Source organism: Photobacterium sp. BZF1 (genome assembly GCF_014349205.1).
GTDB lineage: Bacteria > Pseudomonadota > Gammaproteobacteria > Enterobacterales > Vibrionaceae > Photobacterium.
Map to the genome: position 1 here is coordinate 70830 of NZ_JACSOF010000001.1, position 12460 is coordinate 83289.

Sequence of the window (12460 nt, forward strand, 5' to 3'; positions counted from 1 at the left end):
AATAAATGCAAAATCCGGCTATTTGCCGGATTTTTTGTATGCATTTCAACCGTTCAGCAACATTTTTTACGCATGGTTACAGATCGAAACAGGAACCATGCGCTAGGATGAATGTCATAAAAACAAAGCATAATGACGTGCTACTCAATGAGAAGGTAAATCATGACACCACAAGAAAAAGAGCTGATTCAGAATGTCGCCAACAAACTGAAGCAAAGCCCAAATAAAACCAAGGATGCAGAAGCAGAAAGCTTGATCAACAATGAAATCGGCGCACAGGATGATGCAGTCTACAAGCTTACCCAAGCTGTTCTTGTGCAAGAAATGGCGTTGAAAGAACTCAAGCAAAAGAATGAGTACCTTGAGAAGTGCGTTGAGCACCACAAATCTGAAGCTAACCGAGGCGCACTAAGCAAGATGATGGGTGGCAACCGCCCTGCCCCTCAACCGCCACAACCAACCCACCAACCAAGTGCCTTTGGTAGCTTTATGCAAACGGCAGCCAGCGTTGCTGTGGGTATGGTAGCTGGTAACATGATCAGCAATATGCTGTTCAACAATGATGACCCGGCAGCTGATGCCATGGCCTCAACGGATGCACAAGCTACAGACACGCCAGCCGAAGAAGCTCCTGCAGATGATGCATTAGCGAGCTCTGGCGCAGAAGAAAGCAGCGGTGGTTTCTTGGATGATTCCTCAAGCTTTGCTTCAGAATACACTGACAACACAGGCGGCTTTGGTACCGATGGACTGGGTGGCAGCAGTGAAGGTTTTGGCGATGCCGGTTTCGGTGATGCAGGCTTTGGTAGCGATGGCTTTGAAAATACCGACTTTGACGACACACTAGCCAACAATGGTTTCAGCAGCGAAGACGACTTCTTCGGTGGTGGCGGTGATGACGGCGGCTTTGACTTCGGTGGAGACGAATAACCACCTCACCATCTCTATAGGGCACGATTCGTGCCCTTTTTAGCCTCTATTATCTTTTGGCGTGTCCATCACTACCATGGTACTAATCGAGTTTACCTGAGGGATCTCACCCAGCACGTCTGCATGAAAGCGCTTGTAAGCATTCAGATCTGAAGTTTCGACCCTTAGCAGGTACTCACTCGCACCCGTGATGTTATGGCACTCCACGACTTGCTTAGCCAAACAAATATGGGATTCGAAGTCCAACTGCGACTTTTTGCTGTGGTTAGCCAATCCAACACTTACATAGGCAACAAACCCTACCCCCATTTTGGTCTGGTTTAAGATCGCCTTATAACCGGTAATGACCTTTTGCTTCTCGAGCTCCTGAACGCGCCTGAGTGTCGCCGATGGCGACAACCCTACCCTTTGAGATAACTCAACGTTGGTTAATCGGCCATCCCGCTGTAGCTCTTGCAATATTTTTTCGTCAAATCTATCCATCACGCAACTTTATTGTGATTTAGGTGTTTATCAAGCAAAGTTAGACACAAAATTGCCTGCCTCTTTCATTAATATACAGATTAAAGATGAACAGACCAACTAGGCAACATTATGGAATACCAACACCTCATTGCACTTGTTACATTTGCTTTTGTTTCGACAGTTACCCCTGGGCCTAACAATATTATGTTAATGACCTCGGGTGCGAATGTCGGCTTTTTACGCACCATACCCCATATGATGGGGATCATCTTTGGCTTTAGCTTCATGGTGATTCTAGTGGGGATTGGTTTAGTCGGTGTGTTCCAGAGTTACCCGATATTGCATCAGATATTGCAAGTTGTTAGCGTCATGTACTTACTTTACTTAGCGTTTAAGATTGCAAAAAGTAAACCGGCCTTTTCTAATACAACCCAATACCAACCTATGACTTTCTTTTCGGCTGCGGGTTTTCAGTGGGTTAACCCCAAAGGTTGGACAATGGCAATCACGACTGTCAGCGTATATAACACCACATCAGACTGGCGTGGGATAGCGCTCATTTCATTGGTATTTGCTGTTGTTAATATCCCTTCAGTCAGCATATGGACCTTTGCCGGGCGGCAGCTGCAATCTCTTATTCAGCACCCAACCAAGATGAAATACTTCAATATCGCGATGGCCGCATTGCTGGTTGTTTCCTTGAGCCAGGCTTTATAACTGGCATATTATGAAGTAAAAAAAGCCTCCGGAGTGGAGGCTTTCAAGGTTTATTTCTTCTCTTTTGCATTATCTAGGATTTCTTTAATACGCTTATTTGATACACGCTTAGCCATAACCATAACTCCTTTTAAAAATTACATACCACGGTCTAAAACTTCATCCCATTGTGCTGAAGCACACTTTATGGACTTAACTTTAATATACGTAAGTTGATGCACATTGGAATACCTTATTAAACATCAAACACCTAGATAGAGCCCCCTTAAATAGAATTAATCACTAAAAAATAGGCCAAATGGAAAGTAAATATCCGAACAAGATTAATTTATCATCAGTTTATCAATGAATTTTAATAAAAGCGCAAAACCTTTATGCATATAGAAATTTGTGAGGTCGAACTCAAAATGTGGCTTCTTGTTACGATTTTAGCCAAAGTTCTAGCACAGTTTTCGAGTCTGTCGCTAGGCAATACGCAAGGTAATAACTACAATTAAAACTTATGTTTAGAGAAGATTATAACTATAAGGTTTGAATTAACTTGCTGCGCTTTGTTCAATACTTTGCTCTTGTTGTCGGATTTATTTCATTTTTTGGTTGCTCATCGTTGCCTGAAGCAGAAAAAACGCCAACATATACTATTCCATTCGATGCACAAACCGAGCTAGGGCGTCAGGTTAAGCCTTACCTTGATGACTATGCAGACCTAACCGGTTTCTATCCGCTTGGTGATGGTCAAGAGGCTTTTCTGGCCCGGTTGGCATTAATTTATAGTGCCGAGCATAGTCTAGATCTTCAGTATTATATTTACCGCAGCGACAGTACCAGTTCACTGATGACTTACGCTCTCTACCAAGCCGCCGAGCGAGGTGTGCGAGTAAGGATTTTACTGGATGACATGCAGTCACGTAACGACACGTCACTCGCTAGATTGTCGAGTCATCCGAATATTAAAATTCGCCTGTTCAACCCTTTCGTTAACAGAAAGTCACGCATCTTTGGTTTCATCAGTGACTTCGACAGGCTCAATCGCCGAATGCACAATAAAGCCTTAATTGCCGATAATGCTTTTTCCATTACTGGAGGACGGAATATCGGCGATGAATACTTCGCAGCAAACAGCGCCATTGACTTTGGTGACTTTGATATTCTTATGGTCGGTGATGCCATTACAGATATTTCCGTTCAGTTTGATCTCTATTGGAACAGTAAACCTGCGATACCTATTGAGTCGTTGGTACAACCCCAGCCCAAGCCAACACCAGAAGAAGTATTCGAATGGGAAACTGAACTCAAGCGTGACTTTAAGCACTCCGAATATATGGAGTCGATGGCTAAACTTCCACTCACGGATCATATTAAAAATAAAACACTAGAGTTTTACTGGGGAAAAGCTGAAGTACACTATGACCTTCCCTCGAAAGTGTATTCACCCGAAGACACCGATCTCATGCTCCACCAACTGGGCGCGATCCTTGAGCAAGCTGACAGCGAACTCTTACTGGTATCACCCTATTTTGTACCAACATCACAAGGAGCTGATGCCCTTGTCCAAGCCGTTGATGAGGGTATCGATGTCACGATAATTACTAATTCTCTCGCCTCCAATGATGTATTTGCGGTTCATGGTTGGTACGCCAAGTACCGAGAGCCCCTGCTCGCCGGTGGAGTCAAATTGTATGAAGTTAAGGTCGATCCTAGCCTTAAGAAAAAACGCTCATGGTTGGGTAGCTCCCGAACCAGTTTGCATGCAAAAACTTTTATTATCGATCGCAAAAAGCTGTTCGTCGGTTCCTTTAACTTCGATCCCCGCTCTGCCTACCTGAATACGGAAATGGGGGTGTTGATTGAATCAAGTGAGTTCGGTGAGCTGTTATATCGCCAAGTAGACAGAAACCTAAAGAAAAACACATACCGCTTAGCATTGGATGAATCAGGTAACCTTGAGTGGCACAATGATGTAAGCGGAATTATAAAGCGGAAAGAACCTGACTCAGGGCTATTCCTTCGTTTCTCAGCCTGGTTTGCTGGACTGCTTCCTATAGAAGACCAACTCTAATTAGCAAAAAAGCCCCATCAACAATCATGTTGATGGGGCTTTTAATGAAATCTGCTTTAACGAACGTCTTAGGACAAATTAACGCTTCATTTGACCATGAGCCGATGCCATCGCACCTTTACCGACACCTTCATAGGCAATAACTTCAATGGTTGAGCCTGATGCTACAGAGGTACTCACCTGTTCTGCAATATATTGGGCAAGCAACTCAACCGTCGTATCGGTATCTATCATCTCAACATCACTACGGGCAATCGCTAGCTCAAACTCTCCTTGCGGCGCTGTGTAGCGAAATGCATGGTGAGTTTGCTCAGTCACATTTGCAGCAAGTGAGCTCAAGTTAAGCTCGCTCAACACGCATTCATCCTCGGTACTACCAAGGTAAATGTCCTGCCAGCGCTCAGCCCATTGTTGCTCCAAAGCGGTATCTCGCTGACCGTTAATCACTAACTCAACCGGTGAACGGTGGCCATGAGCAATTCGCTGACAGTTACCATCGTGTTTTTTCAAACCGTGGCTGTAGTGATAAAACGGTCCTGGGATATGCTCGTGGCGAAGCGTTAGCTCCAACCCTTGTACATTCTCTGGCAGCTTTCCTTCGAGTACTTTATAGATATGGCGTGTGACAGACTCGATAGTGACTTCACTGTCTTCGATAAAGCAATATGCTTGCTCTGGACAGTGCAGGTGAAGGCTTTTGTCTCCACGCAACAAATCAACGGTAGCGTAACCCGGTTTGGTTGCTGCTGTACGAATTGCATCGCTTTGGCTCGGGACAATCAATCGATGATCAACATATTCGTCAACAATCTGTTTGATTTGTTTTTTTACCCGGCTGAAATCGAGCACCATGCTCATTTCATTCAATTCGCCCGACATCACCACATCGAGAATCCAACTCTCCCCTACCATACCTCGTTGTTGGCAAAGGTAAGAGGCATCGATGACGGTAAGATCTCTAACAAATAGCTTCAAACTGAAGTCCTTACTGATTCTGGTTGCGGCAAGGCATTATACGCAGCTAAATTCCTGAGTAAACCGCTCAAGCTATCCAGTGAACCATTAAAAACGATAGGTGGCGCCAAGATAGGCAGATGTCACCCCTTTGAGCTGCGTTTCAACGGTCACAGGCTCACCGGCACTATTTTCTGCCTGCCAAGAACGTCGGTCTGAAGGAAGAACAGTATGGCGCAAGCCAACCTCTAGGCCCAGATCATCCATGACATCCCAACCCAAACCGGCTTGAAAGCCGAATACAATGCCACTTTCATCATAATTATCTGAAAAATCAGAATCGGTTTCTGCGAAGGCATAACCAATATGCAAACCAACAAAAGGCCTTACAGAGCCTTGCGGGCGGAAAATATGATCAGCACTTAAAAGGTGTAAACCAACATTAGTGTCATAGGCGTCCTGACCATCAAACTGAGTCGTTGTAGAGTGGTACTCAAAGCTGTAATACACACGCCCGCGATCGTTAGGCATGTAAACACCCAAGTCTAATCCACCAAAAACGCCATAGTCCCCATCATCAGAATCAATATTTCCGGTAGAGATGGAGGCGGTGTCATCATTACCGAGCAAATTGCCACCACCTCGAAGGCCAACAAAATATTGGAAACCGGGCTCCTGAACAACAGGCACTTCTACACTCTTTGATGAAGCTTGTACATTAGCGCTCTCACTGCACCATGCCTGCATAGAAAATAGCGACAACAAAACCCCAGACGCAATTACATTCCTTTTCATTTTCACCATACCTGTAGCGAAATTTATCTTTTTACTAGGGTCTGCTTAGCTTTCCCCAAAACTATCAGCATCTTAATGTAAACATAGACGCAATACTAGGTAACGCTATCTTATTTCATGCCTGTTTTATTCTTCTCGTAGCCAGCTAATTGCCTCTAAAGAGTCTTCAAAATAAAGCACTTCCCCACTGACAAACCAGCTCCCCACTTTACTCATCACTTCTTGCCAGTGTTGGTTACCATAAATAGCCACTTTATTGAATTTTCGACCAAACCTGAGGCCAAGCTTCAGGTCGTCCCAGGCTGCGTGTAGATCCCATCCTTCAAAGTCGGTGCCATCAAAGTACACATTGACGATTGGGTTCTCGATCCCTTCTAAAGCGTCTTCTATCAATGGCGTTATCTTTTCATAATCGGCATGGGTTAAGGTACCGACAGCTTTCAGCTCCATAAAGACCAAATCATCTAACCGCTCAACCTCAAGGTGGATACCATGGACATAACTCATGTTTACTCCTCATTGCATCCGGCTATCTCCATAGTTTATACCCTAGTAGCCTGAGTAGCTGGCTGAAGTCACCCGTGTACTTAACCTCTTGTTCTCGCTATTATTCAACCAAGGCCCAAGCTGTAATCTCACCAATATGGCTCTTATCACCGAAGAAGACAGATTCAACCCAGACACAATTAACAGCCAAGTTGTTGGCATTGCCGCGAGTATTGGCCGCCATGACTCAGGCATGCACAGCCACCAGAAAGCCCAACTGCTCTACGCCCCTTCTGGTTCTATGAGTATTACGTTGGAAAATCAGCAGTGTATCTTACCGCCTACTCGCGCAGCTTGGATTCCAGCGGGTGTTCGCCATTGTGCCGTCATGACCAATGTTGTCGCCTACCGTTCGGTGTATTTCGATGTCTCTCACTTAGAACGGCATGGTGACCAAATCAAGATCATGGACGTCAACCCACTGCTGCGCGAACTGATTGAAAGAATGGCTTTTTGGCCCTGGGATATGCCTTATTTAGAGCAAAAAGCACTGGTGGAATTATTTTGGCAAGAACTCAAAGCAGCCCCTGATGAAAGCTTGTTGTTGCCTATACCTTCAGACAAAAGGCTGGAGGCATGGTTGAACAAACTAGATAAAGAAGGTCATTCTCCGCTACCACTGAATGAAACAGCCCTATCGATAGGAGCCAGTGAAAAAACCATATCACGAATTTTCTCTCGGGAAACAGGTATGCCCTATCAAGCCTGGCGCCAACAATGGCGTCTTATGAAGGCGATAGAACTTCTGTCTGAGAACAAACCGGTCTCGACCGTTGCTTTTGAACTGAACTTTTCCAGCGACAGCGCATTTGTTAGTTTCTTCCGCAAGCAAACGGGAAGTACGCCAAGTGCATATATCAAACGCCCCAACCAATAAGACCTGACAGTTCATTTGCACTCACTGACTTAACACCAACGTCTAACTTGTTGGCAGTATTGTTCAAACTTCTCTTGAAACATTGCTTGCAATACTGCTTCTTCAGGCGCTATCTGGAAATGGTTCATATAGAAGACGAATAGCACGACCATGAGCAAAGGGCTAAGTGCCGAAAGATAGACAAACGCCGCACATATAAAGCACAACAAGCCAAGGTACATAGGGTTACGTGAAAAGCGGTAAATACCTGATGTTACTAACTTGGATGTTTTATTGGGGAAACGGGGGTCAATCGTGGTTCGGGCCTTGGAAAATGACCACACCGCAGCCAAACCAAGGAATGTCCCTAACAAGCAACACCCTAGAACAATCAACATCTGGGCCGAAAATGAAAAAGTGTAAAGTGGCCAATATTGAGCAAGGGCATACATACAACCAAGGGTAATGAGCAGCACCAAAGGTGGGGGTAAACGTAATTCCATTTTTGCCTCCTTTTTCTTCTATTTTAGTGTCTCTTATTGTCCCAATCCTAGCCTGTGATTGCCCAGATCTTACAAAATGTTTAAAATCGCGGCTCAATTCCCTTGTTGAGTAATATCTGGCTGCATAAATGCAAAAACTAAAATACCTCCAAGGCTACCCTGATCAACTCATTGGCCAAGTCAGCCAACTGGTCGAGCAAGGGAACCTAAAACGTTATCTATTAAAGAAATACCCAGAGCAACATACTATCCAGTCAGAGAAAGCGCTCTACGATTATGTGATTGAGCTGAAAAACCAATACCTGAAGAAGTCATCGCCTGTCAGCAAAGTGGCTTACGACGGCAAGATCCACATGGTTAACCATGCACTGGGAATGCACAGCTTCGTTTCGCGTGTTCACGGCAACAAACTCAAAGCCAAAAATGAGATACGGGTTTCAACTATCTTTAAGCAGGCTCCTTTGCCATTACTGCGTATGATCGTGGTGCATGAGCTTGCTCATATCAGAGAAAAAGAGTACCAGAAAGGGAGACCACTTTTTTTACGAGTTTAACTGTGTGCGTTCGTAACCCCCATTCTATATAGCTTTCAAGAAAAAGGAGAACTCGTAACTTTATGAATTGACATCTACGCATTACGAGTCCATCTCATCAATTTCACGACATCTTACAGTCGAGAGACAATAAACAAGTAGACTCTAAAAAGGTTTGGGACGGCTTACTTGGTTTCCGCTTTACCATCCAATTCAGCATCCAGCAATGCCTGAACCGAGCGCGCAAGTAGTACCCAGCGCAGGAAAGCGTGAGGTTGTTCGATAGTCGCTTTACGAGCTATATCCTTGTCACCAACCAGAATCACCTTGACCTTGGCACGGGTGATGGCAGTGTATAACAGGGTTCTATCCAAGATCTGACTTTTAATTACCGGGATGATCACCTTCGGGTACTGACTGCCTTGGCTTTTATGCACCGTAATGCAGTACGACAGGGTGAAGTGTGCCACGTCCTGCTCGATGACTTCTCGGGTTTTACCATCATCCCACTCTATCTGGCCAAAGCTCAGCACCTCGATCTCTTTTGCGTCTGCACCTAAAGTCACGTCTTCTTCGTCGGCATATTCAACTTTTAGCTTGACCAGTTTGGGAGTTTCGTAAACGTCTGTAATGCGACCCGTGTCGCCGTTGCGCAATCCTCGTTCATACAAATTATCTATGCACATGATAGGATCGCCCCGGCGCAGTCCTGTCCGCATCCAATTACCTTCGTAGTCCTGAACATCTAGCGATTCGGGGTTTGGGTTGAACATCCGCTGCGCAAGTGCGTTCAATTCAGCAGAACCAGGGCGCTTCATGATCTTCTCGATGCCCTGTTTAGTTGCTAGTTCCTGCTTCGTGGGCTTAGAACCCCGAGTCGCACAGAGGATCTGTGTGTTATTTGGATCGTCTTTCATCAGGCGAAGGACAGTCTGGTTGATCTCGGTTCTTTCGCACTCAACGAACGAGATATCATCGTTCGGTTCACTCGAGACGATGTCTACCCACTGACCCTTGCCACGTCGTACTAGCTTTGCAAAACGGGGGATTAGACTATCAGCGCCCTGACGCTTAACTACCGACAACTCAACACAGGGGATCTTTGGCGGGTTGCCGTCACGAGGTGTGATCAAATCCTGCAAGACTAGCCCTGGCCCAACCGGAGGGAGTTGATAAGGGTCGCCAATGAGGATGATCCGTACTTGCGGTGGCGTGTGACGGATCACCTGATACATGCTGTGGATATCAATCATACTGGTCTCATCCAGCACCAGGAATGTCTGCTCCGGTGGCATATTGAGTATCTTATTCTTGGCCACCATCCGACGCCACTTGAAGCGCTTCAGGTAACCGGCAATGGTTCGGCTGCGCTCCCCTGTCGTCTCGGTCATACGTTTTGCAGCCCGACCAGATAGGGCCATCTGGATTCGCTTGAACCCGACCTTATCAAATAAAGCGTACAGCGCCTCCAACACGGTAGTCTTACCCACGCCAGCCCCTCCTGTGATTACAGAGAAACGATTATACAGGCACGTCGTCACAGCGAGGCGCTGCTCTTTGTTGAGTTCAAATATATCATATTGATTAAAAACGTCTTTTCTGCGTAACTCATCTGTCTTCTGCTGCTCGAAATTAGCGATTACATCGTCGACTTGGGCAGCGTTCAGGGGAAGGGACATCGGCCCCTTAATCAGGTCAGTGATACGCTGTGCAACAATCTGCTCCATAACGGCCGGTTCCATCAGGCGCACCAGTCCGTCAGAGGTGAACTGGTAACGGTCAGTGAGCAACCCTAACACCTTCGCTAGAGCAATGCGGTCATGCTCAACACCCAGCTTTTCCTGAAGCTTTTCTGTGAGAGTTTCCTGGGTGCAGCAGGTATGACCACCATCGGTAAACAGATCCCAGAGGGCGCTCTCAATGCCTGCACGTATACGGCGCGAATCGTCGCGCTCAACCGAGAAGTTCTTCCGGGCAAACTTATCGACCTTAAGCCAGTCTGTTGGAGAGAACACAGCGAGTCGGTAAGGGTTTTCTTCGATAGCCCTAATAGCGTCTTCACCGTGAAACTCATAGACCATTTCCCCGGTCTGGCGGTCAAAGCCACGCTTACCAAGCCACTTGAAGACTTCACTATCACCGTATTGCGCCCAACCCTGAACCAGGATGTTGGCCGTCCGCTCGGTGATCGTCACTTTGGTACATCCCATGAGCCCAGCGACGTCACCATTGTCTAACAGGGTAAAAAGGTCTTCTCCAAAGCACTCCCATAACGCGTTGGCCTTGACACTACTGATGCCTCTATACACCTTAACCATCTTATTCTTGATTCGAACCCGATAGTTCTGCAGGTGCCAGACTATATGTGGGCCAGCGGGCCGTTTCAGATAAATTTCATCCGGCTCAAGATAATATTCCCTGATTTCCGTTTTATGCCGGACAGTACGCGCCTGACGCGTTACGACTCCACCAACAAACCAACTCTGGCCCTCTTCTACCTTTTCGTAATTCAGCAGGCTTGCGCTGGCTTTGACCACATAACGGGCAAATTGACCGGTTGAAACACGCTTGTCTGATGCAACAGCAATGAAGGTGGTGAACTCTCCTTTGACGCCTCGGATAGAGGTAACACGCACATCGCCGGTGAAGGGTTTCATTTCGGTCATAGGGGGTTTCTCTTCAAGGTATCCAGTGCCCGGGCCATCTCATCTACACCTTCGCGTTGGCAAGCCTCAAGTTTATTCTCTGCCTTTTCAGCCCGCGTTATTGCAGTTGCAAGGGCCGTCTTGGTGACTTTCAGTTCCTGTCGCAAGGCTGTTATCACCTGTGAACTGCTGTGTATCTCCTCCAAAACTGACTCGCCGTTACTGCCAATAGCGCCAGGAACCAAACTCCCTAGGATACCGAGATTCCGGAGCTCCTCTTCCAGGTGGTTGAGGTCAATGATGATCGGGCTTTGTTCGACGCCGATCCGATCCTTCTTCGACCGAAACAGGTTACGGGTTGCCTCCATTTCCGCAGCCATCGAACTTTTGTTCAACTCACTTGGATTTTTCTCGTTGACGTAAGGCAGCCAATCATCACCCTGTTTGGAAGCCCGATAGGCCTGCCAAAGTTGCACGCCCGCGTACCCCTTTGTCGGTGAGGGTTTCAATCGCTCATACGCTTGGATCACTATCTGTAAGGCATCCTCTGTTGATAGCGATGAAGCCCACAAAGTGAAAAGCTCTTGGTGCTTGGCCAATACTACCTCACCTGTCGCTTCCTTGTTGTCCTTGTCCCACTTCTTGAAAGCCGTGATGGCCTCATTGATGTTCATCAGCTTTCTCCAGCCATGCAGCCAGAACAGGCAGTTCTGTTTCGGTGACCAATACCGCTTCTTCGATTTCCGTTTCACCCAGTAAGTAAGGCTGTCCTTGGTGCTGACTCCAACGCACCGTGGCTTCCTGCCGGTCAGGATCATCCGGGTCAACCATTTCTAGCAGGCGACGGATCACCTTAATCACCTCGCGGGGGTATGCCTGGCTGGCACTGTCCGGCAATACAGCCGGGGTCGAGCCCGTTACCTGCTTTCCTGTGCGTTCAGGGACCGGCAGACCGCCTGTCACCGGATCAACCCCCATGGTGATTGCTTGCGCTGTGTCGTGCGGAGCCTGCCGTGTTTCCTGGAGCACCCGCTTTTCTAGATCTTTCTGTATGCCTTCGAGCAACTGGTTACGCTGTTGCAGATCCATTACCATACGCCGCGTAGACGGGTCTAATGCGCTGACGTCGATGGTGCGCGTACCCAACGTAGCCTTGATATTCGGGGTCTTAACCGGGTACGCAGCCTGGTACTCCTTGATGCGCAAGTCGATGTAGGGCTTCGCCTTGGAATTGGAGTTGGCGATGGTGCTGTAGGCTGGGCCACCAAAATGCTCCTGACCCAATCTGGCGATAGTGGCATAACTCATTTTGTTACCGCTGTCGGCGATCAAGTCACACGCCTTCTTGGCCATTTTCAGCGTTGCCTTCAGCTTCGGGCCCGCGCCAGTCATAATCTGCAGGTATATCTGCTCAGCGCTCGGACTCAGGTCGGGTAGAGTGTTCATAGCGTATCCAT

At 47.0% G+C, this 12460-nt stretch carries 13 protein-coding genes; 5 read left to right on the forward strand and 8 right to left on the reverse strand.

Annotated features, from left to right (window positions below):
• The first annotated feature begins 162 nt into the window (after positions 1-162).
• Complete coding sequence (locus BIZ37_RS00335) at positions 163-930, forward strand: DUF2076 family protein (RefSeq protein WP_187459813.1); 768 nt, start codon at positions 163-165, stop codon at positions 928-930.
• Positions 931-969: 39 nt separating this feature from the next.
• Here the strand turns inward: BIZ37_RS00335 and BIZ37_RS00340 are convergent, their stop codons facing one another.
• The gene (locus BIZ37_RS00340; protein ID WP_187459814.1) at positions 970-1413 is read right to left on the reverse strand and encodes an Lrp/AsnC family transcriptional regulator; all 444 of its coding nucleotides are present in this window, start codon (positions 1411-1413) and stop codon (positions 970-972) included.
• A 111-nt stretch (positions 1414-1524) separates the two neighbouring features.
• Here BIZ37_RS00340 and BIZ37_RS00345 point away from each other — a divergent pair, with 111 nt between their 5' ends.
• Together BIZ37_RS00345 and BIZ37_RS00350 are read left to right on the forward strand one after the other, a co-directional pair.
• Complete coding sequence (locus tag BIZ37_RS00345; protein WP_187459815.1) at positions 1525-2112, forward strand: LysE family translocator; 588 nt, start codon at positions 1525-1527, stop codon at positions 2110-2112.
• A gap of 541 nt (positions 2113-2653) precedes the next feature.
• Positions 2654-4171, forward strand: a complete 1518-nt coding sequence (locus BIZ37_RS00350; RefSeq protein WP_222939532.1) for a phospholipase D family protein — start codon at positions 2654-2656, stop codon at positions 4169-4171.
• 78 nt (positions 4172-4249) lie between these two features.
• Here BIZ37_RS00350 and BIZ37_RS00355 read toward each other — a convergent pair whose 3' ends face one another.
• From BIZ37_RS00355 to BIZ37_RS00365, 3 genes are all read right to left on the reverse strand, one after another.
• Entirely contained in the window at positions 4250-5146 is an 897-nt protein-coding gene (locus BIZ37_RS00355) for a 6-carboxytetrahydropterin synthase (RefSeq protein WP_187459816.1), read from the reverse strand.
• An 87-nt stretch (positions 5147-5233) separates the two neighbouring features.
• Entirely contained in the window at positions 5234-5920 is a 687-nt protein-coding gene (locus BIZ37_RS00360; protein WP_187459817.1) for an acyloxyacyl hydrolase, read from the reverse strand.
• 126 nt (positions 5921-6046) lie between these two features.
• The gene (locus BIZ37_RS00365; RefSeq protein WP_187459818.1) at positions 6047-6427 is read right to left on the reverse strand and encodes an STAS/SEC14 domain-containing protein; all 381 of its coding nucleotides are present in this window, start codon (positions 6425-6427) and stop codon (positions 6047-6049) included.
• Positions 6428-6563: 136 nt separating this feature from the next.
• On the opposite strand from BIZ37_RS00365, the gene BIZ37_RS00370 reads away from it, so the two are divergent.
• Entirely contained in the window at positions 6564-7343 is a 780-nt protein-coding gene (locus tag BIZ37_RS00370; RefSeq protein ID WP_187459819.1) for a helix-turn-helix transcriptional regulator, read from the forward strand.
• 29 nt (positions 7344-7372) lie between these two features.
• Here BIZ37_RS00370 and BIZ37_RS00375 read toward each other — a convergent pair whose 3' ends face one another.
• Complete coding sequence (locus BIZ37_RS00375; protein WP_187459820.1) at positions 7373-7825, reverse strand: isoprenylcysteine carboxylmethyltransferase family protein; 453 nt, start codon at positions 7823-7825, stop codon at positions 7373-7375.
• Between the two features lie 128 nt (positions 7826-7953).
• Between BIZ37_RS00375 and BIZ37_RS00380 the strand changes: the two genes are divergently transcribed.
• On the forward strand, positions 7954-8379 hold the full coding sequence (locus tag BIZ37_RS00380) for a DUF45 domain-containing protein (protein WP_187459821.1): 426 nt from the start codon (positions 7954-7956) through the stop codon (positions 8377-8379).
• 164 nt (positions 8380-8543) lie between these two features.
• Here the strand turns inward: BIZ37_RS00380 and BIZ37_RS00385 are convergent, their stop codons facing one another.
• From BIZ37_RS00385 to BIZ37_RS00395, 3 genes are read right to left on the reverse strand one after another with little or no spacing between them, the layout of a single operon-like run.
• Entirely contained in the window at positions 8544-11024 is a 2481-nt protein-coding gene (locus BIZ37_RS00385; protein ID WP_187459822.1) for an AAA family ATPase, read from the reverse strand.
• Entirely contained in the window at positions 11021-11677 is a 657-nt protein-coding gene (locus BIZ37_RS00390) for a hypothetical protein (RefSeq protein WP_187459823.1), read from the reverse strand. The genes BIZ37_RS00385 and BIZ37_RS00390 overlap by 4 nt, the downstream gene beginning before the upstream one ends.
• Positions 11664-12449 carry a hypothetical protein gene (locus BIZ37_RS00395; RefSeq protein ID WP_187459824.1) on the reverse strand — a complete coding sequence of 262 codons (786 nt, stop codon included), beginning with the start codon at positions 12447-12449 and terminating at the stop codon, positions 11664-11666. The genes BIZ37_RS00390 and BIZ37_RS00395 overlap by 14 nt, the downstream gene beginning before the upstream one ends.
• Positions 12450-12460: the final 11 nt, after the last annotated feature.